Annotated in this window: 21 protein-coding genes; 4 read left to right on the forward strand and 17 right to left on the reverse strand. The window is 69.9% G+C overall.

From position 1 onward, the window contains the following. Positions 1–30: 30 nt before the first annotated feature. The 15 genes from ACFV15_RS36505 to ACFV15_RS36575 all read right to left on the reverse strand — a co-directional run bounded on the left by ACFV15_RS36505 (position 31) and on the right by ACFV15_RS36575 (position 18983). Positions 31–1365 (reverse strand): M1 family metallopeptidase, encoded by a 1335-nt coding sequence (locus tag ACFV15_RS36505; RefSeq protein ID WP_378356514.1) that lies wholly within the window; start codon positions 1363–1365, stop codon positions 31–33. After that, entirely contained in the window at positions 1362–5276 is a 3915-nt protein-coding gene (locus ACFV15_RS36510) for a Pls/PosA family non-ribosomal peptide synthetase (protein WP_378356462.1), read from the reverse strand. The genes ACFV15_RS36505 and ACFV15_RS36510 overlap by 4 nt, the downstream gene beginning before the upstream one ends. Before the next feature lie 247 nt (positions 5277–5523). Then, positions 5524–7008, reverse strand: coding sequence for a ribosome biogenesis GTPase Der (gene der, locus ACFV15_RS36515; protein WP_378356463.1), 1485 nt, complete (start codon positions 7006–7008; stop codon positions 5524–5526). 5 nt (positions 7009–7013) lie between these two features. Further along, the gene (locus ACFV15_RS36520; protein WP_378356465.1) at positions 7014–7679 is read right to left on the reverse strand and encodes a lysophospholipid acyltransferase family protein; all 666 of its coding nucleotides are present in this window, start codon (positions 7677–7679) and stop codon (positions 7014–7016) included. Then, on the reverse strand, positions 7676–8380 hold the full coding sequence (gene cmk, locus ACFV15_RS36525) for a (d)CMP kinase (protein WP_378356516.1): 705 nt from the start codon (positions 8378–8380) through the stop codon (positions 7676–7678). The genes ACFV15_RS36520 and cmk overlap by 4 nt, the downstream gene beginning before the upstream one ends. A gap of 98 nt (positions 8381–8478) precedes the next feature. Continuing rightward, positions 8479–9063: a TetR/AcrR family transcriptional regulator gene (locus ACFV15_RS36530; RefSeq protein ID WP_378356467.1), complete on the reverse strand. Its 585-nt coding sequence runs from the start codon at positions 9061–9063 to the stop codon at positions 8479–8481. Between the two features lie 37 nt (positions 9064–9100). After that, positions 9101–9793, reverse strand: a complete 693-nt coding sequence (locus ACFV15_RS36535; RefSeq protein ID WP_378356469.1) for a 2-C-methyl-D-erythritol 4-phosphate cytidylyltransferase — start codon at positions 9791–9793, stop codon at positions 9101–9103. A 27-nt stretch (positions 9794–9820) separates the two neighbouring features. Next, positions 9821–10744 (reverse strand): 4-(cytidine 5'-diphospho)-2-C-methyl-D-erythritol kinase, encoded by a 924-nt coding sequence (locus ACFV15_RS36540; RefSeq protein WP_378356471.1) that lies wholly within the window; start codon positions 10742–10744, stop codon positions 9821–9823. Between the two features lie 18 nt (positions 10745–10762). Then, on the reverse strand, positions 10763–11986 hold the full coding sequence (locus ACFV15_RS36545; RefSeq protein ID WP_378356472.1) for an alpha/beta fold hydrolase: 1224 nt from the start codon (positions 11984–11986) through the stop codon (positions 10763–10765). Beyond that, positions 11983–12798 (reverse strand): hypothetical protein, encoded by an 816-nt coding sequence (locus ACFV15_RS36550; RefSeq protein ID WP_378356474.1) that lies wholly within the window; start codon positions 12796–12798, stop codon positions 11983–11985. The genes ACFV15_RS36545 and ACFV15_RS36550 overlap by 4 nt, the downstream gene beginning before the upstream one ends. Then, positions 12795–14201, reverse strand: coding sequence for an FAD/NAD(P)-binding protein (locus ACFV15_RS36555; protein ID WP_378356475.1), 1407 nt, complete (start codon positions 14199–14201; stop codon positions 12795–12797). Before ACFV15_RS36555 ends, ACFV15_RS36550 begins: the two co-directional genes overlap by 4 nt. Further along, positions 14192–15880: a non-ribosomal peptide synthetase gene (locus ACFV15_RS36560; protein ID WP_378356477.1), complete on the reverse strand. Its 1689-nt coding sequence runs from the start codon at positions 15878–15880 to the stop codon at positions 14192–14194. Before ACFV15_RS36560 ends, ACFV15_RS36555 begins: the two co-directional genes overlap by 10 nt. After that, positions 15873–17129, reverse strand: coding sequence for a hypothetical protein (locus ACFV15_RS36565; protein WP_378356479.1), 1257 nt, complete (start codon positions 17127–17129; stop codon positions 15873–15875). The genes ACFV15_RS36560 and ACFV15_RS36565 overlap by 8 nt, the downstream gene beginning before the upstream one ends. After that, the gene (locus tag ACFV15_RS36570) at positions 17119–17745 is read right to left on the reverse strand and encodes a hypothetical protein (RefSeq protein ID WP_378356480.1); all 627 of its coding nucleotides are present in this window, start codon (positions 17743–17745) and stop codon (positions 17119–17121) included. The genes ACFV15_RS36565 and ACFV15_RS36570 overlap by 11 nt, the downstream gene beginning before the upstream one ends. After that, positions 17733–18983, reverse strand: coding sequence for an MFS transporter (locus tag ACFV15_RS36575; protein WP_378356482.1), 1251 nt, complete (start codon positions 18981–18983; stop codon positions 17733–17735). Before ACFV15_RS36575 ends, ACFV15_RS36570 begins: the two co-directional genes overlap by 13 nt. 215 nt (positions 18984–19198) lie before the next feature. Here ACFV15_RS36575 and ACFV15_RS36580 point away from each other — a divergent pair, with 215 nt between their 5' ends. From ACFV15_RS36580 to ACFV15_RS36590, 3 genes are read left to right on the forward strand one after another with little or no spacing between them, the layout of a single operon-like run. Then, entirely contained in the window at positions 19199–19567 is a 369-nt protein-coding gene (locus tag ACFV15_RS36580) for a DUF4267 domain-containing protein (protein ID WP_378356483.1), read from the forward strand. A 35-nt stretch (positions 19568–19602) separates the two neighbouring features. Next, on the forward strand, positions 19603–20085 hold the full coding sequence (locus ACFV15_RS36585) for a cation:proton antiporter regulatory subunit (RefSeq protein WP_378356485.1): 483 nt from the start codon (positions 19603–19605) through the stop codon (positions 20083–20085). A 5-nt stretch (positions 20086–20090) separates the two neighbouring features. After that, entirely contained in the window at positions 20091–21287 is a 1197-nt protein-coding gene (locus tag ACFV15_RS36590) for a cation:proton antiporter (RefSeq protein WP_378356487.1), read from the forward strand. A gap of 89 nt (positions 21288–21376) precedes the next feature. On the opposite strand, the gene ACFV15_RS36595 is transcribed toward ACFV15_RS36590, so the two are convergent. Together ACFV15_RS36595 and ACFV15_RS36600 are read right to left on the reverse strand one after the other, a co-directional pair. After that, positions 21377–22483 (reverse strand): oxygenase MpaB family protein, encoded by a 1107-nt coding sequence (locus tag ACFV15_RS36595; RefSeq protein WP_378356489.1) that lies wholly within the window; start codon positions 22481–22483, stop codon positions 21377–21379. Positions 22484–22569: 86 nt separating this feature from the next. After that, complete coding sequence (locus tag ACFV15_RS36600) at positions 22570–24468, reverse strand: Xaa-Pro dipeptidyl-peptidase (protein ID WP_378356491.1); 1899 nt, start codon at positions 24466–24468, stop codon at positions 22570–22572. Positions 24469–24544: 76 nt separating this feature from the next. Between ACFV15_RS36600 and ACFV15_RS36605 the strand changes: the two genes are divergently transcribed. Next, a complete protein-coding gene (locus tag ACFV15_RS36605) occupies positions 24545–25183 on the forward strand; it encodes an endonuclease V (protein ID WP_378356492.1) in 639 nt (212 codons plus the stop codon). The last annotated feature ends 5 nt before the right edge of the window (positions 25184–25188 follow it).

Genomic DNA, 25188 nt, shown 5'->3' on the forward strand with positions numbered 1-25188 from the left:
GGTACGGCCGGTTAGAACCGGCCGTACCACTCACGACCCAGGAAGTGCTGGCATGACAAAGCTTTCCAGCCAGTCCCGGAAGAAGTCGCGCAAAGAACGCCCCGCGTAAAGCTCGGCCATGGCGACGAACTCCCGCGTGGTCACGGTCCCGTGCCGATACTCCGAAGCCCAGGCCTTGACAAGCGCGAAGAACGCTTCATCCCCCAGCGAGTGCCGCAGAGCGTGCAGCGTCAACGCCCCGCGCTTGTACACGCGCTCGTCGAACATCCGCTCGACGCCAGGGTCCGCGATCTTCAGATCGGCGGGCTTCGCCTTCATCCGCGTGTACCAGGACCGTGCCAGCGCCTGCGCGGACGGCCCGCCGGACTCCTCCGACCACAGCCACTCCGCGTACGTCGCGAAGCCTTCGTTGAGCCAGATGTGACGCCAGTCGGCGACCGTCAGCGAGTTGCCGAACCACTGGTGCGCCAGTTCGTGCACCACCAGCCGCTCGTGCGTGCGCCTGCCGTCGACGTGGTTCGCGCCGAAGATCGACATGCCCTGTGCTTCGATCGGGTCGTCCAGATCGTCGTCGGTCACCACGATGACGTACTCGTCGAACGGGTACGGGCCGAACATGGCCTCCAGCGACTCCATGATCTGGCCCTGCCGCCCGAAGTCACGCGCGAAGTTCCGGTGCAGCCGGTGCGGCACACCGGCCCGCTGGAGCACCCGCGCAGGCGGGAACTCGAACTCGTCGTACCGGCCGATCTGGACGCTCATCAGGTACGTCGGTGTCGGCTCGTTCCGCTCGAACACCCAGGTCGTCGTGCTGGCGCGGGTGTACTGAGACTTCAGGTTCCCGGTCACGAACACCGCGTACGGCGACGCCGTGGTCAGCGCGACGCGGTACGTCGCCTTGTCTGCCGGGTGGTCGTTGCACGGGAACCACGAAGGCGCGCCGATCGGCTGGCTCGCGACGAGCGACCCGTCGGTGAGCTCGTCCCAGCCGATGTCGCCCCAGATGCCCGCGATGGGCTTGGGATTGCCGACGTAGTGCACCTCGACGGTGAACTCGGCGCCGACCGGCAGCGACTTCTGCGGTTTGACGTTCAGCTTGTGCTGGTTCCGGGTGAACCGCGCGGGCTTGCCTCCGACGAGCACCCGGTTGATCCGGAACTCGCCGAAGTCGAGCGAGAGCCGCGACAGCGCCTGGGTGGCGACGCACACCACGGACGCCTTGCCTGACAACCGGTTCGGTCCGATCCGGTAGTCCAGCTCGAGGTCGTAATGCTGGACGCGATAGCCGCCGTTACCGTGGCGGGGCAAATAGGAATCGCCGGAGGTGTCCGCACCTGGAGCGGGAGCGGCAGCCTTGAAGATCACCCGCGACGATCCGCCTTCCATGCCGAAATCGGGTTGCCCAGCCAGCGCGAGTCGGCGGGCACCGCGTCGCCTCGGGTCACCAGTGACCCCGGGCCGACGGTGGTGCGGGCGCCGATGCTCGCCCCTGGCAGCACGATACCGTGCGGGCCCAGCGTGGCGCCCTCATCGAGAGCGACCGGAGACATACTCATGATCCGATCGTGAAAGAGATGTGTCTGGACGACGCAGCCGCGGTTGATGGTCGCGCCGTCACCCAGGCTCACCAGGTCCGACTCGGGCAGCCAGTACGTCTCCAGCCAGACGCCACGCCCGACGCGAACACCCATCGTCCGCAGCCAGGTGGTCAGGATCGGCGTGCCGCCGACCGACCCGATCAGCCACGGCACCGCGAGCGCCTCGACGAAGGTGTCGGCCAGCTCGTTGCGCCACACGAACGAACTCCACAACGGGTGCTCGATCGCGCGGAACTTGCCGACGAGGATCCACTTCATCAGCGTGGCGGTCAGCGCGGCGACCACACCGGCGGCCAGCATCAACGGCCCCGCGAGCAGCGCGGCGACGCCGAATCCGTACGCGGAACCCAGCGCAAGCACCGCGCCGGTCACCAGCACGGTCAGCGCGACGCCGCACATGACCGGGATGATCCGGCACAGCTCGACCAGCGCGCGCATCGCCTTGAGGTGCAGCGCGGGTGTGAACGTCCGGCTCGTGTCGGCGTCACCGACCGACCGGCGCACCGGCAGCGGCGGCATGCCGAGGTACGAAGAACCCTTCTTGGCCTTGAGCGGCGCTGACGACAGCACGCCGACGAGCCCGCGCTTCGGCACCGAGCGGCCGGGAGCGGCCATGCCCGAGTTGCCGAGGAACGCCTGCTTGCCGATGCGCGCCGGTGCGACGTGCAGCCAGCCGTGGCCGAGTTCGTAGGTGGCGACCATGGTGTCGTCCGCGAGGAACGCGCCACTGTCCACCTGGGTCATCTTCGGCACCGCGAGCACGGTCGACGCCTCGACGTTACGGCCGACCTTCGCGCCGAGCAAGCGCAGCCACACCGGGGTGAACAGGCTGGCGTACAACGGGAACAGGCCTTCGCGGGCCATCCCCATCAGCCGCTCGGTCGCCCAGACCTGCCACGCGACGCGGCCGTGGACGGGGTGATAGCCCTCGACCATGCCGATGCTCAGCGCACGGACACCGATCAGGACAAGCAGCGCGTACGTGACGAAGTACGCGATCGTCGCGACCGGCACGAACGCCAGCGCCTGGCCGAGCGCGGCCGTCAGCGAGGACGCGCCGACGATCGCGTTGCCGAGGATCGCGACCGCGGGCAGCGCGGCGAGCGCGGGCAGGAAGCCGAGCACGAGCGAGGTCGCGCCGTAGACCGAAGCCCAGAAGCGGGAACGCGGCGGCCGCGAGGACGGCCACTTCAGGCCTTCCTTGTTGGCTCGTGCGGCGGGCGAACCCGCCCAGCGCTGACCGGCGGGCACCGCGCCGCGCACGGTCGACCCGGCCATGATCTCCGCGCCCTTGCCGATCCGCGCACCGGGGAACAGCGTGCTGCGCGCGCCGATGCGAGCGTCGGCGCCGATCCGGAGCTTGCCGATGTGGACGACGTCGCCGTCGACCCAGTGCCCGGTCAGATCGACCTCGGGCTCGATGGCCGCGCCGCGGCCCAGCTTCAGGAAACCGGTGACCGGCGGCGGCGAGTGCAGGTCGACGTCCTTGCCGATCCGCGCACCCAGTGCCCTGGCGTAGGTGGTCATCCAGGACGCGCCCGCGATCGAGTCGGCGCCGCTGAACTCGGCCAGCTTCTCGGCCGTCCACAAGCGCAGGTGCACGCTGCCGCCACGCGGGTAGCTGCCGGGGCGGACTCCGCTCAGCAGCACGCGCGCGCCACCGGCCGAGATCGCGATGCGACCGGCCGGGCTGAACAGCAGCACCCAGGCGAGCCCGATCCACGCCCAGTTCAGCGTGGGAGCCCAGCCGAAACCGAGCAGCGACAGGATGTTCGACAGCGCCGCGGCGATGGTCACCCAGCGCAGGCCGACGAGACCCATCAGCGGGACCATGAGCGCGCTCTGGACGACACCGGCGCGACGCGGGGTCGGCGCGATCTCGCGGCGCTGCGTTTCCTGGCCCACCAACGCGTCCAGCATCGACGCGAGCGCGCCGAGCTTCGGGTTCTGGTAGATGTCGTTGACCGAGACCTGCGGGTGGCGGGTCCGGATCCGGGCGATCAGCTGCGCGGCCGTGAGGCTGCCGCCGCCGTTGGAGAAGAAGTCGGCCTTGGGGCTTTTCACAGCCACGCCAAGGATTTCCGTCCAGCCTTCGGCCAGCCAGGCCTCGGTGGCGGACAGCCCGGACGACGCGGCGTCCACAGTGGACAGCGGCCACGGCAGCGCGTTGCGGTCGACCTTGCCCGAGGTGCGGGTCGGCAGGTCGTCGACGAGCGCGATCAGCGGCACCAGTGCGGCGGGCAACTGGTCACGCAGGCGCGTCGCGGCGTCGTCCTGGTCGAACTCGACGCCCTCAGCCGGGACGACGTAGCCGACGAGAACCTGGTTGCCCGCCTTGGTCTTGCGGATCGCGGCGGCCGCGCCCTGGACACCGGGCAGCGACTGCAGCGCGGAGTCGACCTCGCCGAGTTCGATGCGGCGGCCACCGAGCTTGACCTGCTCGTCGAGGCGGCCGAGGAACAGCAGGCCCTCGTCTTCGGCGCGGACCATGTCGCCACTGCGGTAGGCACGCTGCCAGCCGAGCGACGGCAGCGGCGCGAACTTCTCGGCGTCCTTCTCGGGGTCGAGGTAGCGCGCGAGGCCGACACCGCCGATGACCAGCTCACCGGTCTCGCCCATGCCGGCGAGTTCGCCGGCTTCGTTGACGACCGCCAGCTGCCAGCCCGCGAGCGGGAGGCCGATGCGGACGGGGCCTTCGCCGGTCATCTGGGCGGCGCAGGCGACGACGGTGGCCTCGGTGGGGCCGTAGGTGTTCCAGACCTCGCGGCCTTCGACGGCGAGCCGTTCGGCCAGCTCCGGCGGGCAGGCTTCGCCGCCGAAGATGAGCAGGCGGACGTCCTCCAGCGCGTCGGCTGGCCACAGCGCGGCCAGTGTCGGCACGGTCGAGACGACGGTGATCTGCTGCGCGACCAGCCACGGGCCGAGGTCGACGCCGGTGCGCACCAGCGAGCGCGGCGCGGGCACCAGGCAGCCGCCGTAGCGCCAGGCGAGCCACATCTCTTCGCACGAGGCGTCGAACGCGACGGACAGGCCTGCGAGCACGCGGTCACCGGGGCCGATGGGCTCCTCGGTCAGGAAGAGCTGGGCTTCGGCGTCGACGAAGGCGGCTGCCGAGGCGTGCGTGACCGCGACGCCCTTGGGCTTGCCGGTCGAACCGGAGGTGAAGATGATCCAGGCGTCGTCGGACGGGCCGGGCGTGCCTGCGCGGCCACCAGGGGTTCCGTGGACGGTGATGGTGCGGCCATCGGTGGCGACCGCGGCGACCTCGGCCTCGCCGAACACCAGCTCGGCGCGCTCTTCGGGGTCGTCGGCGTCGACCGGGACGTAGGCGGCGCCGACGGTCAGGGTGGCCAGGATGGCGATGTACAGCTCGGCGGTGCCGGACGAGATCCGGATGCCGACGCGGTCGCCGACGCCGACACCGGCCTCACGCAGGAGGCGGGCGTAGGCGTCGATCTCCTCGCTGAGCTTGCGGTAGGTCAGTACGGTGGTGCCGTCGTCGATGGCGCCCGCGTTGGGGTGCTTCGCGGTCGTTTCGGCGAGGATGCCGAGCAGGGTGCGCTCGCTGGCTCCGAGACCGGACCAGAAGAGCGCGCGATCGGCGACCGGCGCCGGGGACGGCGCGACGGTCAGCTCGGCATTGCAGGTGTACAAAGAACTTTCGGCCGTCAGTGTCATCGGGGGGACACCTCGGGCAGGGCGGAACCGTGGGCGTTCAAGCCCATCACTCACCTTCCAGACGAGCGTATTCGGGCTTGCACTCCGAATGAGGCGCCCGCTAGCAGACCTGCGACTTTACCAAAGGTGAACGTCAGATCTCCCGATGGTCACGTTCGAGTGTCGGGAATCACCAGGTCAAGGCCCTGACACGCGGAAATGGCCACACTCCGGGAGAAGGCTCCCAGAATGTGGCCATCACAGACCGCTACTTCTTCGAAGAACCCTTCGAAGACCCCTTGGCAGCCTTCGACGGCTTGGAGGCTGTGCGCGGCTTCTTTTCGCGGACGCGGACATTGATCCGGACCGGCGTGCCCTCGAAACCGAACCGCTCACGGAATTTGCGCTCGATGAACCGGCGGTAACCGGCCTCGAGGAAGCCCGTGGTGAACAGCACCAGCGTCGGCGGGCGGATGCCCGCCTGGGTCGCGAACAGCACCTTCGGCTGCTTGCCACCACGCACCGGCGGCGGGGTGGCCGCGATGAGATCGGACAGCCAGGCGTTGAGCAGGCCGGTGGGCACGCGCTGGTCCCATGAGGCGAGCGCGGTCCGCAGCGCCGGGGCGAGCTTGCGCACCGAACGCCCGGTCAGCGCCGAGATGTTGACCTTGTCGGCCCACGGCACGCGGACCAGGCCGCGCTCGAGTTCACGCACCATCTGGTGGCGGCGGTCCTCGTCGACCAGGTCCCACTTGTTGAACGCCAGCACGCAGGCGCGCCCGGCCTCGACGACCATGGTCAGCACCCGCAGGTCCTGCTCGGACAGCGGCTCGCTGGAGTCCAGCAGCACGATCGCCACCTCGGCCGCGTCGATCGCGGTCTTGGTGCGCAGCGAGGCGTAGTACTCGGCGCCGTTGGCGGAGTTGACCCGCTTGCGCAGGCCGGCGGTGTCGACGAAACGCCAGGTGTCGCCGTCGAGCTCGACCAGCGAGTCGACCGGGTCGACCGTGGTCCCGGCGACCGAGTCCACCACCGAGCGCTGCTCGCCGGTGAGCTTGTTCAGCAGGCTCGACTTGCCGACGTTCGGCTTGCCGACCAGCGCGACGCGGCGCGGGCCCGCGGTGGCACGGTCGCCGTCGCGGGGCGCCTCGGGCAGTGACTTGATGATCGCGTCGAGCAGGTCGCCGGAGTTGCGGCCGTGCAGCGCGCTGACCGGGTACGGCTCGCCGAGGCCGAGCGACCACAGCGAGGCGGTGTCGGCGAGCAGGCGCTCGTCGTCGACCTTGTTGGCGGCCAGCAGCACCGGGGTCTTCGAGCGGCGCAGCACGCGCGCGACGGCCTCGTCGGTGGTGGTCGCGCCGACCGAGGCGTCGACGACCAGCAGCACGGCGTCGGCGGTGGACATCGCCATCTCCGCCTGCGCGGTGATGGAGGCCTGCAGCCCGGAGGCGCCGGGCTCCCAGCCGCCGGTGTCGACCAGCGTGAAGCGGCGGCCGCCCCAGAACGCGTCGTACGCGATCCGGTCACGGGTCACGCCGGGAACGTCCTGCACGACCGCTTCGCGGCGGCCGAGGATGCGGTTGACCAGTGTCGACTTGCCCACGTTCGGCCTGCCGACGACGGCGAGCACCGGCTGCGAAAGCTGGGCCTCTTCAGCCGCTTCGCCAGCCTCGATCGCCGCGTCGAGCGACGCGAACTCGGACTCGTCTGACCAAGCGCCGTCTACTTCCCCGGCGCCTTCGAACTCTTCCATTACTTCTACTTTCGCGTGTCTTGGAAACCGTGTTCCAAGCGCCATTTGTCCAAAACCGCGACCAGGTCGGCGAGTGCCACGCGCATCTGCTCGGTGCCCTCTTCCAGCCCGGTCTTGCCCCGCCCTATTTCCGGGGTGAACGGTTCGCCGACCATGATGTCGACTCGCGGCCGCCAGCGGCGTTTGCCGTCGGCCGGTTTGAGCGTCCCGCGCGTCGCGACCGGCACCACGGTGGCACCACCCGCCCGCACGAGCCATGCCGCGCCACGCTCGAAGCTCTCGGCGTCGCCGGCACCTCGAGTGCCCTCGGGAAAGATCCCGACGACCCCGCCGTCTTTGAGTACCCCGGCCGCGGTGAGCAGGGGCTTGCGGTCGATCGCGCCGCGCTTGACCGGAATCTGCCCGAGCTTCGGGAAGTACCAGCCCACGAAGCCGCGGAACAGCTCGTCCTTGACCAGGAACGCGCTACGGCGCGGAAGCATTCCGAACAGCAGGCCGGGCTCGACCATCGAGCTGTGGTTGCCGATCACGACCACCGGTCCGGTGGCTGGCACGCGGTCGCGGCCGTGCACCTTGATCCGGAAAGCGGGCTTGAAGCAGTAGCGGCCGATGAGACGGCCCATCTCGTGCATCCAGCCGACGGCACCCTCGGGAAGCCCCTTCGCGGTCACCGGGTGACCTCGACCGGGCATTCGCTGAGCAGGCCGCGCTGGCTGGCCAGCTCGGCCAGCGCCACGATCACCTGGTCGATGTTCAGCTCGGAGGTGTCGACCGGCACGGCGTCCTCAGCCTTGCGCAGCGGCGAAGCCGCGCGCGTCGAGTCCAGCTTGTCCCGTCGCTCGACACTCGCCTTCGCATCGTCCACAGTGGACTCCCGGCCCGCGGCGGAGTCCTGCGCGCTGCGCCGCTTGGCACGCACGTCCGACGAAGCGGTGAGAAAGACCTTGAGCGGCGAGTCCGGCGTGACGACGGTGCCGATGTCCCGCCCCTCGACGACGATTCCGCCTTGCGTGTCAACGACTTCCGCGATGATCCGGCGCTGCTCGGCCACCAGCAGCTCCCGCACGGCGGGCACGGCCGAGACCGGCGAAACGGCCAGCGTGACATCCGCGCCCCGGATTTCGGCGGCGACGTCTTCAGTCCCGAGCGCGACACTGGGCCGCTCCGGGCTGGTGCCTATGTTGAGCACGGTCGCCCTGGCGACGTCGGCGACCTTCTCGGCGTCCGCGGGGTCGACACCCGCGCGCAGCACGGCGAGCGTGATGACCCGGTACATCGCACCGGTGTCGAGGTAGCCGGCGCTCAGCTTCGCCGCGAGCTTGCGCGCGACCGTGGTCTTCCCGGTCCCTGACGGGCCGTCCAGCGCGACCACACCACGTAGGGCTCCCGCCACCGATACTCTCCTAGCTCGCTTATGTACTGGCCTGCCGATTTCCGGTACCCATTCTGCCTGGTGGGGTACCGGTCGGTTCAGTCGGCCGTGCCCTGGGCGAACTGGTCGACCAGCAGTGCGAGACGTGCCTCACGATGCTGCGGCCGATGCCGCCCGTTGCGGTTGAGCGTGACAATGCCGTGCAGAGCGGCCCAGAACGTCTCGGTCAGCGTTTCGACATCCCGGTCCCCCGCGACCGGCCCGACGATCGCGAGCAGTTCGGCGAACGCGTCCTTGAGCGCCTGCGGCGCGTCCGGCCCGCCGAACTTCAGCTCGGTGGGCAGGGTGAAAATCGCTTCGTAGAGCGCGGGCTTGTCGTCGGCGAAGGCGACGTACGCGCGGGCGAGCGCGGCCATCGCCTGGTGCGCGTTGTCACCCTCCTTACGGGCTTTGCGCAGGTCCGCCGCCAGCTCGGCGCAGCCTTCGACGGCGGCGGCGGCCATGATCGCGTCCTTGCCCGCGAAATGGCTGTAGAGCACAGGCTGGCTGTACTCGATCTTCGCGGAGAGGCGCCGGGTGGTGACGGCGTCCCAGCCCTCCGCCTCCGCGAGCTCCCTAGCGGCCGCGATGATCGCGAGCCCGCGGTCGGCTCGGTCGCGCTCCTTGCGTGTCGAGGTGGCCATGACCTTGATTCTAGCACCGCTAGAAAATATAGCGACGCTAGCGCGCTTTGGCCCCGACGAGCAGCTCGGCGAGCCGCAGATCCCGCTCGGTCGTGATCTTGAAGTTGTCCGGGTCGCCGTCAATCACGGCGACGATCCCGCCGTCGTGCCGCACGACCGCCGCGTCGTCGGTGAACCCGTCCAGTGCGGTGCCCGCCCTGCGGTACGCGCGCCGCAGGCAGGGGCGGCAGAACAACTGCGGGGTCTGGGCCCCGCGGAGGATTTCGCGATTCGCCGTGCCCACGATGCTGCCATCGGCCGCTATCTCGTGTGTGGTGTCGAAGACCCTGCTGCCTGGCAGGATCCCGGTCACCCCCGGGCCGGCGGCGAGCAGCCGGTCCAGCAGCCGGTCGATCTCCCCCGCGGGCAGCAGCGGGCGCGCGGCCTCGCCGACCGCGACGTGACTGACCCGGTCGGGCAGCGCGGCCAGGCCGAGCGCGGCGCTTTCCGGCCGGGTCGATCCGCCTGCCACCACGACCGCCCCGTACGGGGCCGCGATGGCCCGTACCGCGTCCAGCGACTCCGCGGGCGCCACCACGACGACATCGGTGACCGACGAGTTCGCGGCCACCGCGTCGAGTGCCCAGGCGAGCATCGGCCGCCCGGCCAGCGGCACGAGGGCCTTGGGGCCGTGCCCCAGGCGCATTCCCTGGCCGGCGGCCAAGATCACCACACCCACCGCATTGTTCATGACCACCCCAGTCTTTCGATGAACCGTTCACTCGACGGCGATGACCGCCGGTCCCGGCACCGGCCCGTACGCGTGGCGCGCGGCCCGGCAGGTGCCGGACGCTTCCAGCGCGGCCGCCAGCACGTGGGCATGTGCCTCGTCACGGGCCAGGAACGCGCAGGTCGCGCCCGTTCCGGAGACGATCGAGCCGAGTGCTCCCGCCGCCTGCCCCGCTGCCAGCGTCGCGCCCATCTCCGGGGCGAGCGCCAGCGCGGCGGGTTGCGCCTCGTTGGCCAGCGCCCGGCCGATCGTGACCGGGTCGCCGCCGTCGAGCGCGCGCAGGAGCGACTCGGACCGGACCGGCTCCGCCGCCGCGTCGCCGCGCATCCGGTCGAGTTCGGCGAAGACGCGGGGCGTGGACAAGAGCGTGCCGGCGAGCGCGAAGACCCAGTGCTGGGTGAAGCGGACAGGCAAGGGCGTCAACGCCTCACCTCGTCGCTCACCGATCGCCATGCCGCCCAGCAGCGAGAACGAGACATCGCTGCCGAGCTGCGCGGCAAGTGCGAGCAGCTCGGCGTCGCCGAGTTCGGCCTGCCACAACGCCGCGCAGGCGACCAGCGCGCCGGCGGCGTCCGCGCTGCCGCCCGCCATCCCGCCCCCGACCGGTATCCGTTTGCGGATGCGGATGTCCACCAACGGTTCGACACCGATACTGGCCGCGAGCAGCGCCGCCGCCCGCCCGGCCAGATTGTCCTGGCCGTCCGGCACCTCGGAGGCGTTCTCACCGGACGTGCGCACCCGCAGCCGGTCCGAACGCGTCACCGTGAGGTCGTCGAACAGGGAAACGGCTTGGAAAACCGTCGCCAGATGGTGGTACCCGTCGGCACGGAGCGGGCCGATCGACAGCTGGAGGTTGACTTTGCCAGGCGCGCGCACGGTGACGCTGTGCGCGCGAGTCAGTCGCTGAGGCAAGAGCATGGGTCTCCGTTCTTACGCCAGTGCGCTCAGCCCGGCGGCGATCGCCTCGGCCGAGCAGTCCTCCATGATCGAGACGTGGTTGGCCTCGATCCAGGTCACCCGCACGTCCGCGATCGACTTCCGCCAGGCGTCGATACCGGCCTGACCGTCCTCGGTGGACGCGAATAGCTGGACATCGCCGTCGAAGAAACGCGGCTGGAATCCGTTGTGCGCGGTCTGCGTCGCGCACGCGGTCGCGAAGATCCGTTCGATCCGGTCGGCGGGGAAGCCGGCAGGCAGGATCCCGGCCGCGACCGCCCGCTCCCGCAGTACCGCCAAAGCCTCGCCCAACGGCAGGTCGAGCAGGTCCTTGCCCGGTTCGCCGATGCCGAGAGCGTTGCGCGACAGCGTGTAGAAGGCCGCCCACCTCGGATCCGTGAACCCGCCACAGGGTTCCCCGTCGATGAAGGCGACCCGGTGCCGCCCTGGGTACTCCGCACGCAGGATCCGGACGACTTCGAGCGCCACGGTCGCGCCGAACGAATATCCCGCGAACACCGTGCGGTCGATGTCACCGTTCTCGACCACCTCGGCCACATACCGCCTGGCCATCTGTTCGATGCCCGTGTCCGGCTCCGCGCCGGGTGTCAGCCCGATCGCCTGCAGCCCGTAAACCCGGTGCCGCGCGGGAAGTCGTTGCGAGATGGGCGAAAACCGCGCGACGCTGCCTGCCAGCGGATGCACGAAGTAGAACGCGGCCCCGTCGGTCCCCTCGCGCAACCGCACCAGGCACCGTCCCGAATCCGAGTTCGCGCTCCCCCGCAGCAGCACGCACAGCGCGGACACGGTCGTCGCCCGCGCGACCACATCGGCGGGCACGTCGAACGCGAACCGCTCACGGAGCACGCCGCGCAGGCGTTCCGAAAACTCCTCCCATGGCCCGCAGGTGCGCAGGTCGGTGCGCATCGTCAGGCCGGGTTCCGCCAGTGACTCGCGCACGGCCTCGAGTACCGCCGCCTGCACGCTGGTCAGCGTTTTCGCCGGTAGCAACGGCTCACCGAGCCGGGCGAGCAGGCCGTTGACCGACGGCGCGGCCAGGAAATCCGCGAGCGAGAGCGTGAGGCCCGCCCGCCGTGCCTTCGCCACCAGCTTCGCGGCCTTCAGCGAGTCGCCACCCGCTTCGAAGAAGTTGTCGTCCGGCGCGGGCTCGGCGCCCAGCTCCTCGGCCCACGCGCTGAGCAAGACGTCCTTGGTCATCGTTCTTTCCGCTCTGTGTAAGGAAGGAGCCGCGTCACGTCCGCGCGCCCGGCGAGCCGCCCTGGCTCGCCGTCGCAGTGGGCATCCAGGTACGGCGCCGATCCCAGGAAGTGCTGCCCGGTCACCTCGGGCCGCCGGTCGACGAAGAAATGCAGTTCGTCCCGGCTCGCCGACCACTGATAGCCGTTGAAGAACTGGAACCCGGTGAACCGCGTCTTGTAGAGATCGCCCGCCGTGTAGCACGAACCGAGGTAGACGTGGCCGAATCCGGCCGAGCGCAGGCTGCCCAGCGCGGCGGCCATCATGTGGTAGCCGATGCTGATCGACCGCAGCGAGGGGTCGTACACCGGGATCCCATACTGCACGATCCGATCGCGAACGAACAACGGGACCAGCCCGGCCGGACGGTCGTCCTCGGTGTAGGCCATGACGTGGGTGCACCACGGGGAATCGAGCATCTCGAAGAACCGGGACCGCCGATACTCCACCGAGATCTCCTGTGTGGCGTAATACTTCTCGGCCAGCTCACGCCACTCGGGCGACACCTCGAACGCGGCACGCGGCACCAGCGCGTGTCCGATCGAGGCACACCTGCGCCGTACGTACCGGGTCCGTCCGGTCTCCTCGAATTGGTGCAGGTCGACACGGACGCTGCGGGTGAGATAGAACCGCGAGAGGTCGTACGCCGCGGGCAGGAATCCTTGCGCGTACGCTGAGCCGACCTCCTCGCCCTCTTCGAGGAATCCCCATACGTGGTAAGGGAAAACGTAGTTGGTGTAGTCGGGGGCGACTTCCGAGAACGCGACCTTCATGCCTTCACCTCGGCCAGGCTGGCCGCCACGGCGTCCGCGGCCCGGTTGACGGCGGGCAGGCTGGCCGCGTAGTAGATGTCACCCGCGGTCAGCTCGCCCATGGCGGACAGCCTCGGGTGCGCCGCTCCCGACGGCAGCAGGATCCGGCAGGTCACGGGATCCACTCGCAACGCGTCGTAGGCGTCCCAGGTGGCGTTCCCCGACGCGGTCAGCCCGGCCAGCAGTTCCCGCGAGAGACCGGTCGTCCGGCGTGGGCTGGTCCGGGTCGCGTCCACCACGACGTCCGCGCTCAGCCCGGCCCCGGTACGGAACACGCCGGACTCGTGCCGGACCGCGTCGAGTCCCGAGTGGACGGACAACCGGCCCGCGTCCATCGCGGCGAGCAGCTTCCGCGCGGTGGCCGACGGCATCGGGCACTGCAGGCTCTTGAGCTGCGGCCGGTACCGGGCGACCAGCCGGGGCGTGCCGGGCATGGTCCGGCGGATCTCGCGGGCGAGCGGCGTCGGCACGCTCATGAAGATCGACTGGACGGCGTTGCCATGGGCGAGCTGGTGACGCAGGTACCCGGCAGCGGACGCGCCCTGCCGCAGCCACGCGGTTTCCGTTCCGCCGTCGACTCCGGCCGCGGCCAGTTCGGCGTGCAGCAGCTCCCAGATGTCCTCGGCGGTCACCCCGGCGGCCACGCGTTCCGGGGTGAGAAAACGCAGCCGCCGGTGCGGCGCGGCCGACAGCACCCCTGGCAGCACCCCACGCCGGGAGGCCATGGTGATCGGCCCTTCGTGCCCGAGCTCGAGCAGCCCGAGCACGGTGTCCACGGCGGTCAACCCGGTTCCGACGATCAGCACCCGAGCACGGCTCGCGACCCGCGGCAGCACCGAAGCCAAGGGATACGGCCGGTGGAAGCCTGGCTCGCCCGCGAGCGCGTACGGGTCGGCGGCACTGCCCGGCCCGACGCACAACACGACCTGGTCGTAGCGGCGGGCTTCGTCGCCGCGCACCAGCATCCCGCCTGGCACGTCCGACACCGCGACGACGACCTCACGGCGCACGGTGACCCGCCAGCCCCATGCCTCGGCCTCGGCACGGCATCGGGCGAGCTGGTCGGCGAGGTAGTCACCGAAGACCCGGCGGGGCGCGAAAGACAGGTCGTGGTCGCCCGAATCGCCCCGCAGGCGCAGCCAGTCGGCGAAGTGGCCACGCTGGTGGTCCCTGATCGACATCGCGCTGTTCGGCAGGTTGATCAACGCGCTGTCGAGATCCGGGCCGAAAGCGCCGCCCCGCGCGAGGTCGCCCGGCTCGAACACGTCGAGCTCGAGCCCGGCCGGGAGTTCCCCGGCACGCGCCAGCAAGCTGTCCAGCAGGCTGACGAGGCCCGCGCCGCCGCCGATGACCGCTACTCGCATGGGCTCGCCACCTCCGCGAGCCCGGCGACCGTCGGCCGCTGGTACACCTGGCGAATCGTCAGTTCCGTGCCGCACTCGCGGTTGATGCGGGACGCCAGCCGCATCGCGAGCACCGAATGCATGCCGTGCTCACGCAGATCGTCCGTCAGGCCGATCCCACCCGCGTGCAGCACTTCCTGGGCGATACGCATGATGTGCCGCTCGGCGGGCGAGCCCGTCAGCTCACCCGGAGTGTCCGCGACCACGGACGGCAGCGCCCGGCGATCCAGCTTGCCGCTGGTGTTGAGCGGCATCGCGGCGAGGAACGCATACCGGTCGACGACCATGTACGGCGGCAGTCGCTCACGCAGGAAATCACGGAGTTCGCCGACGCCGACCGTGCCGTGCGCCGGAACGACGTACGCGGCGAGCATCGTGTCGTCCAGCACGACCGCGGCGTCGCAGACGGCGGGATGGCTCCGCAGCACGGACTCGATCTCGCCGAGTTCCACCCGGTAGCCCCGGATCTTGACCTGGTCGTCGACCCGGCCGACGAACTCCAGGCTGCCGTCGGCGTGCCGCCGCGCCCGGTCGCCTGTGCGGTACAGCCGTCCCGCACCGGACGGATCCGGGCCGAAGCGCTCGGCGGTCAGCCCTGGTTGACCGTGGTATCCGCGTGCCAGCGCGGTGCCGCCGATGTGGATCTCACCGATCCCGTCGTCGTCCACCCCGAGCAGCCACAGCCGCGCGCCACCGACGGCCTGCCCCAGCGGGACCGGCCGCCGGTCGGTCACCTGCTGCATGGTCGCCCAGACACTCGCCTCGGTCGGCCCGTAGGCGTTCCACAAAGGACGGACACCGGCGAGTACGAGGTCGTCGGCGAGATCGTCGGGCAGCACCTCGCCGCCCGCGATCCCGGTGAGTCCCGTGGTGGCGGTCCACCCGCCTGCGAGCAGGAGCCGCCAGCCGCTCGGAGTGGCCTGGAAGTGCGTCACCCCCAGCTGGTCCAGCTCGGAGCCGAGCTGGGCGCCGTCGGACACGACGTCCTCGGCCAGCACCTCGACGCGCCCGCCGTGCCACAGCGGGAGGAACAGCTCGACGACCGAGATGTCGAACGCGCTGGACGAGCCGGCCGCCCACACCGAATCCGCGCCGAGTCCCAGCAGCTTGCCCATGTCGCGGAACAATGCGGCGACACCGCGATGCGGTACGGCGACGCCCTTCGGCCTCCCGGTCGATCCGGACGTGTACATCAGGTAGGCCAGGTCGTCGGGGGACGGCTGCTCCGGCTGCGGGACGGCCGGGCACGCGGCGATCTGCTCGCGATCCCTGTCCAGGTAGACGATCCGGCGGTCGTCGGCCTGCGGAAGACGGCCGAGCAACGAGCTGTCGGTGAGCACGAGCCGCGCGCCCGAGTCTTCGAGGATGAGCGCGATGCGCTCGGCGGGCAGGCTCGGATCGAGCGGGACATAGGCCGCCGAGGTCCGCAGGACGGCCAGCAAGGCCACGGGAAGTTCCCGCGACCGGCGCAGGAACACCGCGACCGGCCCGGTCGCGCCGAGCGCGCGCAGGTGCCAGGCCAGCCGGTTCGCCCGCTCGTCCAGCTCGCGGTAGGTGTACTCGCCGAAAGCGTCCGCCACGGCGATCGCGTCCGGCGACCGCAGCGCGGTGCGGGCGATCTCCCCGTGCAGGTCATCCATCGGTGAACACACCCCCGATCAGCGTGCCGTCCGAGCCGCCGACGACTCCGCGATCCGCGGCGGCCAGCGCGCGCAGGCACACTCCCGCGTAGCCCTCGTCGCCGACGAACACGCCCCAGTTGGCGACGTGGCCCGTCAGCTGCCCGCCGTCGGAGCTGACGTGCTCCTGGACCACACAGTCCGCGGAAACGGGCGCTCGCAGCAGCTCCGCCCACTCGTGCTCGGTCATCCGTGCCCCGAACCGGACCCCGACGCTGTTGTTGCCGAAGGCGGGCTTGAGCACGAGTTCCGTACGCCTGGCCAGGCACAGGTCGATCAGCTCGCGTCGCTCGGCGGGCCCGACGATCCCGAAACCGGAGCCGACGAGGGCCGTCCACGGCACGAGCCGGTGCACGAGATCGCGCTCGGCCGCCGACAAGGTGGCCCGCACCGCGTCGAGATGCAGCAACGCCAACGCGGCCTTGCTTCCATAGACATCCGAGTCGAACCCGGTGAACAGGACGGTCTTCCCCGCTTGGTGCGCGCGGACGAGCTGGTCCATCGCACGCTGCCCGGCCCGATCCCGCAGGACGTGGTCGACGAAGAAGTACCGCACCACCACGTCCACCACCGCGGAGTCACGCAGCGCGATCCTGCCGTCGACGGTGTGGACGTCGCCCAGCTCGGCCAGCTCGACGCGCAGGCCATGACGCTCCAGCGCGCGGGCGATCTGTCCGCACGTGCCGTTGGCGCCGTTCTCCTCGACGATGCCGACGACCGGATCGGGATTTCCGCAGGCGCGGCGTAGCCGGGCCGCCAGCGCCTCGGCCGGGTCCTGGTAGGCCAAGGCGTGCCGCTCGGCGAACTCGCGGACATCCGGCCGTCGCAGGAAAGCGCGGTTGACCCTGGCGATGTCCACCCCGCCGACATCACTGCCGAGGTTGAACTCGATCACCCGGAACCGGCCGCCGGACAGGACCGAGTCCGCCCGCCCGTACCGCTCGAACTCGCCGGTGCTGCCCCGGCAGATCACTCCCGCCGCACGGGACGGCCTGCCCTGAGCGGCCAAAAAGGACTCGACGCTGCCGCCGAAACACCGGCCGGGCAGGCTCACGAGTATGTCCAGCAGCCCGGACAGATCATCGCCGAACCGGCGCAGCTCCGCTCCACTGTGGACGATCGGACGGGGCAGCAGTGGTCGCTCGTACGGCGAAGCCCCCTCCGCTGGAGCGGCCGTCGTCGCGGTGAGGTCGCGCAGTTCATCCAGCATCGCGGACCTCTTCGGCGAAGAACGCGCGGACCTGCTCACTGCCGAACATCTCCTCGGCGGTGACAGCGGCGCGCACATGCTCGGCGGGACAGTCAGCGGGGCATTCGTGGTCGATCGAGGTGAGGTGCACCTCGGACGGAAGGACCTCCCCCGCTTCCGGATCAGCGGCCGCCGCCAGGTGATGGACCCAGTCCAGTTGCGCCGACGCCAGTTCCTCGGCCAGTACGAGATCGCCGCCGAGGTCCTCCTGATACCGCTTCACCAGCACCGGCTCGAAGTCGGCCAGCCTGGCGGCCGTGACCTCCGGCAGCGCCGGATCCTCCATGATCGTCCTGGCCAGTTCGAGCACTTCCCGCCACTCTGGCGTTTCCGGGTTGACCACGATGAACCGGGCCGCGCCGGTCAGCCTGGCGAACTCACGGCCGATCGCCGCGGCCGCGCAGTGCGCGATCACGAGGCGGCCACCGCCCGCGCGTTCGACGAGCTGCCGGACGTGCCGTCCTAGCGCGACTTCCCTCGGGCGGATCTCGTCGAGCACATGATGGCCCAGCCCCAGGCTCTTGATCCGCCGCTCGTGTTCCGGCCCGGGATAGTCGAGCACGACTACGTGGGACATGGTGTCTTCTCCCTTGCCTCGGCGGTCGCGGCCGCCCGGTAGGTCATGCCTGCCGACGCGATCCCGCCGCCGAGGAACACCACGCCGAGCACCGCCCAACCGAGCATTCCGTTGGCGGTCAAGAGGAACGTGGCCACGCCGGGGACGATCGCCCACGCCAGCTGCCCGCCCAGTCCGTACACCGCCAGGTAGGTGGCGCGCTGGCAGGCGGGAGCCAGCCGGTAGCCGATACTCCAGGTCGCGGCCGACACGAAGAGCTCGCCTGCGGTGTGCACACAGATCCCGGCGATCACCACGGCCACCGTGAGCCAGCCGGTCGTCGCGGTGGCCACGGCGAACACCGCGCAGGCGGCGGCGAGTACGACACCCGCGCGGCGCTGGATCCGCACCGCGCCGGGCAGATCCTCGCTGCCTTTGCTCGCGGGCAGCTGGAACACCGCGGTCAGCACCATGTTCAGCATCAGCACCCCGGCCACGACGGCCTGCGGCGCGTCCGTCCCGTGCGTGATCCACAGTGGTAGCACGATCTCCAGCAGCGGCCCGTTGGCGTAGAAGATCCCGGTCAGCAAGGCGAGCGCGAGAAAGCGACGGTCCCGCAACGCCGGTGAGCGCAGCAGCGCGGGCCTGGTCGCGTGACCCGCCGGAGCGACTCGCGGCAGCGCCCAGGTGATGAGCACCGCGTCCACGAGGAACGTCGCCGCGTTCACCAATGGCAGCGCCAGATAAGCCCATTTCGCGTCCACAGCCAACGCCAGTCCGGCCGCGCCCGCGCCCGCCGCGAAACCGGTGTTCAGCGCCGATCGGAGCACTGCCCCGGTGCGGGCCCGCTCGGCCGCGCCGAACAGGTCGCCGATGTACTTCCCGCGACCGCTGCCGCCGAGGCTGGTGGCCAGCGTCTCGACCGTCACGACGACCGCGAACGCCACGAAGCCGTCGACGAACGGATAGGTCAGGAACATGACGGCCTGCACCATGACCGCGGCCTGCCAGGCCCGCCGTCCGCCCACCCGGTCGGCGAGCATGCCCAGCGGGATCTTGGCGAGCAGGCTCGCGGTCCATGCCAGCGAAAAGCCGAGGCTCACCTGTACCGCGGACAAGCCGACGTACTTGGTGAAGAAGACGGCGCCGCCCGCCATGAACATCCCGGTGCCGATGGCATACGTGAAGGTCTGTACCAGCAACGCGCGTGGTACAGCCGTTTCCCGGCCGCGTACGAGCCCGGCCACCCGTGCCGTCATATCTCCCCAGTTGCCACGCGGCGATCGCCCAAGACTCCCCAGCGAGCGAATGCCACGTCCGTGCCCCCGATCACACCCTGCCAGATCCGGTCACCGGCCGTCCACCGGCCGGAAACCTAGCGCAGCTAGATTTCCTAGCGACGCTAGACAATCTAGCAACGCTAGTCTAGCGTTGGCAGCGTTCCTAGCACTGCTAGCTTTCAGGAGAACCCGACATGCTGATCACCGGTTACGTCCTCGCAGGCCTCCTCGCCGCCTTCATCGCCTACGTCGGCGTCATGTACCTTTGGAAGCCCGCCGCCATCGCGCCCGGCTTCGGGTTCCGCGAGCTGCCGGTACATGGGGACAGCTACTTCCACGTCAAAGGCGTGCGCGACTTCGGCGCCGGCGTAATCGTCGCGGCGCTCATGATCTACGGCGACAGCAACGCGCTCGGCTGGCTACTGGTCGCGATCGCGACCATCCCGTTTGGGGACATGCTGGTCGTGTTGCGGCACAACGGGAAGAAGGCCACCGCGTTCGGAATCCACGGCGCCACCGCGGCGTTGACCGCGGTGACCGGGATCTTGCTGCTCGTCGGCTGATCCACCCGAATCGGACAATGGGTTACGGTGGTGAAGTGAACGTCGAGGTGACTCCCCTGCCCGGGATCGGTGTGCGTAAAGACTTCGCGACGCGCAACGGAAGGAGGATCGGCGTCGTCAGCAAGCGTGACGGCCAGACCGACCTCATCGTGTCCAAAGCAGACGATCCCGATGCCTGCATGGCCTCGATTCCCCTCACCGCCGAGGAGGCGGGCGCGCTCGCGAACCTGCTCGGCGCTCCGCAGCTCGTCGCGCAGCTCAACGAGGAGCACCGCGATCTGCCCGGCATCAACACCAAGCAGCTGCCGATCAAGGCGAACTCGCCGTTCGACGGTCGCACGCTCGGCGACACCGCGCTGCGCACCCGCACCAGCGTCTCGGTGGTCGCGGTGATGCGCGCCGGGCAGGTGCATCCCTCCCCCACGCCGGACTTCACCTTCACCGGCGGGGACCTGCTCGTGGTCGTCGGCACCTCCGAAGGTCTCGAAGCCGCCGCCAAGATCCTCAAGTCGGGCTGAGCGGGATGGATCACACCGCACTGTCCTTGATCGAACTCGGGGCGGTCTTCTTCGTGCTGGGCGCGCTCGGGCGCCTCGCCGGGAAGATCGGGATGTCCCCCATCCCGCTTTACCTGATCGGCGGCCTGTGCTTCGGCCAAGGCGGGCTGATCCCGCTGACCGACATCGGCGGTTTCACACACCTCGCCAGCGAGATCGGCGTCGTGCTCCTGCTGCTCCTGCTCGGACTCGAATACTCGGCGGCGGAACTGTTCACCGGGCTGCGCCGCTCGTGGATGGCCGGTCTCGTCGACATCGTGCTGAACGCGGCGCCGGGCGCGGCCGTCGCGCTGATACTGGGCTGGGGCCCGATCGGCGCGCTCGTGATGGCAGGCGTCACCTACATCTCTTCCTCCGGGATCATCGCGAAAGTGCTGGGCGACCTCGGCCGCCTCGGTAACCGCGAAACCCCCGTCGTACTGTCGATCCTGGTCTTCGAAGACCTGGTGATGGCGCTCTATCTGCCGATCTTGACTGCGGTGCTCGGCGGCGTCAGCTTCCTCGGCGGCCTCGAAGCCGTCGGCATCTCGCTGATGGTGATCACCGTCGTGCTCGTGATCGCGCTGAAGTTCGGCCGCTACGTCTCGGCGCTCGTTGACAGCCCGGACCGCGAGGTCTTCCTGCTCAAGGTCCTCGGCGCCGCATTGCTCGTCGCGGGACTGGCCTCGGCGATGCAGGTCTCGGCCGCGGTCGGCGCCTTCCTGCTCGGCATCGCGATCTCCGGCTCCACCGCCGAGAACGCGACCCATATGCTCGAACCACTACGCGACCTCTTCGCGGCCGTGTTCTTCGTGGTCTTCGGCCTGAACACCAACCCGGCCTCGATCCCGCCCGTGCTCGGCTGGGCCGTCATCCTCGCGGTGACGACCACGCTCACCAAGGTCGGCACCGGCTGGTGGGCGGCCAGACGCCAGGGCATCGGCAAACTGGGCCGCGCCCGAGCGGGCGCCGCACTGGTCGCCCGAGGCGAATTCTCGATCGTCATCGCGGGCCTGGCCGTCGCCACCGGCGCGGTCACCGACGAACTCGCCGCGCTCGCCACGGCCTACGTCCTCCTCATGGCGATACTCGGCCCCACGGCCGCCCGCGTGGTCGAACCGATCGCCAAAGCCTTGCAGCGCAAGGTTTCCGCCCGGACGACCCCCGCAGCCGAACCCAGCTGAAAAAAATCCCAATGCGGCATTCGTCAGGTTTCAGCACGCCAATGTGGCTTTCGTCAGCTCTGAGCTGACGAAAGCCACATTGGGGGTTTTCAACCCTGGTGGTGGGCGGACTCGGATTCGGGGACCGTCCAGTCGTAGCGGTTGCCACGGTTCGAGGCACGCAGGGCACCCGCCATCAGGAGTTCGCCCGCCTTGCTGGACAGTGCTGCGGCCAGCCTGCTGCGGTCCCCGACCTTGCCGTAGACGAGGCTCGTACCCGAGGAGAGCTGTACGGCCAGCGCTGTCCAGTCCGCGGGCGGCACACCGAGCAGGTCGGCGAGTTCGTCGCCGCAGAGATGCCGGATCAGGCTCGGTGGCGCGCCGCGCAACGCGGGCCCGAGCATTCCGCGCATGCTCTCGATCAGCGCGGCCGTCAGTCCCTTGCCCGCGGCGGACTCCGCCGTCTGGCGTCGCCAGACGGTGTCCATGAGCGCGCCGCCCTCCTCGAACGAGTGCGGCATCAGCGCCGGGTCGACGCCGATCAGGTGCCCGACGACCGACCACACGTGGAAACAGTCCTCGCGGTCACGCGCGGGCAGGTCGACGCCGAGTTTCACCAGCCCGCGCGGGATGCAGACGGAGAACGTGCCCATGGTGGCCACCAAGTCCTCCTGGTTGGCGGCCAGTCCGAGCGACGCGGTGTCCCAATCCCCGCTGGTGCTCAGGAAATACCGGATGGTCGCGTGCAGCAGCCTGATCTTCTGCGCCGACCTCAGCCCGTAGCCGTCCGGGCTGAGCAGACCGCCGTCGACCATGACGTCCTGCAGGAACTGCGCGGTCTCCAGTACCCGCCGCGTCGGATTCGACTCGATTCGGGTGGTGCGGTGGAGCACCTGCGCTGCCTTCGCCCAGCCGTAGCAGACCGGCAGCGAATACGCGTGCAGGATCGTGCCCATGTGCGGCCCGTACCGGCCCCACAGTTCGCGGCCACGCTGGATCGTGGCGCGGTCGGCCCAGTCCGGCAGCTTCGCGCTTTCCGCGAAATACCGACGCAGCGACGGTGGCAGATCGGCTGGGATCTCGTCGCCGTTGCGGCGGAACCCGGCGATCAGGTCGTTGACCCGGCGTACCGCCCCCGTCTCGAATGCCTCCGCGACCGCCGCGTCCGCGAGCGGGTCGCCTTGCTGCCGCATGGAATCAAGGAGTTCGACCGACACGGCCGCGACGCTACTGGCGCCCCGGCCGTATCCGCGTCACCACAACCCATACGTACCAAGGGTTTCACGCTCTTGCCGGAGCGGGTTCACCCCCGTTCGAGACCGAGGCCCAGTCCCGCTGTCAGGTGACCCAGGCCCAGCGGCAGGTCGACCGAGACGTCCAGGCCGAACGTCGGGGCCGCGCCCGCGACCGGCAGGTTCACCGACGTCTTCGCCAGGTCGATGCTGAACTTCGTGGCCGCGCGGGGCTGGCCGAGGAAGCCCGCGTCCGTGCCGCCGATGATCAGCGCGAGCTGATGCCCCTTCGGCACGACGTGATCCGTGCTGGCCAGGCGGAAGGTCATCGTGTAGATCTTGCCGGGGGTGAGCGGCTCTTCCCTGCTGAGTGAGCGGTAGTTCCCGAGGTCCGCCCAGCCCCGGCTGAAGATCTCCGAGCCGACGTTCACCGTGTCCGCCGTGGTGACGCGGTAGCAGCCGTTGTCGCCAGGTGCGTTCGCGCCCCAGCAGGTTTCGCCGGTGCCGGTCTTGATGCCCTCGCCGGAGCCGGTGTAGTTGCGGATCGTCGCGGGCCCGTAGTCGACGAGCACGGCCGAAAGCTGCGCCGTGGACGTGTTCGGCGTCGCGCTGACGGTGATCGTCGAGGTCCCGGAGATCTGCAGGTCACGGTCGAGCTTGCCGGTCGAGTACAGCACCCGGTTCGCCGAGACGCTCGACGGCTGCGCCGCCCAGTCGGTCTCGCTCAGCCTCGGGTTGTCGGTGAACGCCGCCGTGCCGCTCGACGGCGCCGTGGTCAGCGAACCCAGTCCCGCCGCCGTGCCCGCGTGCGGGCGGTAGGTCACGCCGGCGGTGTTCGCGGCAGGCCACGAGGACTGGTCCACCCACTGGTCCGGCGCACGCTCGATGCTCGCCATCGGGCCGCGCTCGATGCCGTTGTCGATGCCGAGCAGGTAGTGGTCGAACCACTTGTGCAGGGTGTCGACCCACTGGCCGCGCCGGTAGTCGAACGGGTCGACGTGCCCGGTCTGCGACAGCCAGATCTTGCGCTCGACGCCGTCGGCCGCGAGCCGGTCCCACCACTGTCCGAAGTGGATGGTCTGGACGTTGAGGTCGCCGAGCCCGTGCGACAGCAGCACGCTCGCGCGCACCTTCTGGGGCGAGGTGAGGTAGTCCCGCGCGGACCACAACGGGCCGTAGTCACCGTTGGCGGTCGCGCCCTGGGTGAGCTTCTGGTTGGCCGCCGAGCAGTTCTGCCCGCTGTTCTTGCGCTCCACGGTCTGCGCGAGCCCCACCGGGTTGAAGCCGAAGGTGGCGCCGTCGGAGCGGTAGTAGTTGTACCAGGAGCTGATCCCGGCGATCGGCACGATCGTCTTCAGCCCGGCGACACCGGTCGCGGCGACGCCGTTGGCGATCGTGGCGTCGTACGACTTGCCGATCATGCCGACGCTCCCGGTCGACCAGCCCGCGCCGGTCGTCGTGCCGCCGGTTTTGGTCGTGTAGCCCTGCGCTCGGCCGTTGAGCCAGTCGACGACGGCCTTCGCGGAGGTGACGTCCGACTGCCCGCCGACGTCGGCGCAGCCCTGCGAGCGGTTGGTGCCCGCGAGGTCGACGAGCACGATCGCGTAGCCGCGCGGCACGAAGTAGTTGTCGTAGAACAGCGGGAACCCGACCGGCCTGCCCGCCGCGTCATAGGTCTTGAGCTCGCTCTCGTTGCCGCGTCCGCAGCACGAGTAGTACGGGCTCGCGTCCATGATCACCGGGATCTTGATCCCCTGTGTCGCAGGCTCCTTCGGGCGGACGATGTCCGCGGCCACCCGATCGGGTTGACCGTCGGCGTCGCCGTCGAGGCCGGTGTTCACCCACACGGTCTCCCGGATGGCACCGGCGAAATCGTAAACAGGCTCACTGACCTGCGTCGAGGCGCTTGCCACGACCGGAGTCACCATGGAGAACAGCAAAGCCAGGACCACCGCTACGGAAGCTCGCATGTCACCCACATTGGTGGAAGATCACGTAACCCCAGTAGGGCGGAAAGTGGGTAATCGGCAGCGATACGCTCGATGGATGCAGTGGCCGCAGACCGAAGCCGAAGCGATCGCACTGCAGCTCGAATTGGCTCCCGGGGTCGACCCTCATGAGCCGGACGGCTTCGCGCCGCGGGCCGTCGCGGGTCTCGACGTCGACTACCGCGACGATCACGTGGCGGCGGCGGTGGTCGTGCTCGACGCCGATTCACTGATCGAAATAGAGTCCGCGACCGCCATCGCGCCGGCGCGATTCCCCTATATCCCCGGCCTGTTCTCCTTTCGCGAACTTCCGCCTTTGCTGGACGCGATCGCGAAATTGACCGTTGTGCCGGATTTGCTGGTCGCCGACGGGCACGGCCTCGCGCATCCGCGACGGTTCGGCCTGGCTTGCCATCTCGGCGTGGTCACCGGCATCCCGACGATCGGCGTCGCGAAGACGCCACTGGGCGGCTACGAAGCGCCCGCGGACACACGAGGTGCGTCCACTCCCTTGGCGGACAAGGGAGAAACGGTCGGCGCCGCGCTGCGCACACGGCGTGGCGTGAAGCCGGTGTTCGTCTCGGTAGGACACCGGATCAGCCTGGAGCGGGCATGCGCCGAGGTGCTGCGGCTGACGCCGAAATACCGGCAGCCGGAAACGACGCGGCGTGCCGACCGGCTGTGCCGTGACGCCTGAGCGAC

The organism is Amycolatopsis sp. NPDC059657, assembly GCF_042734395.1.
Classification (GTDB): Bacteria; Actinomycetota; Actinomycetes; order Mycobacteriales; family Pseudonocardiaceae; genus Amycolatopsis.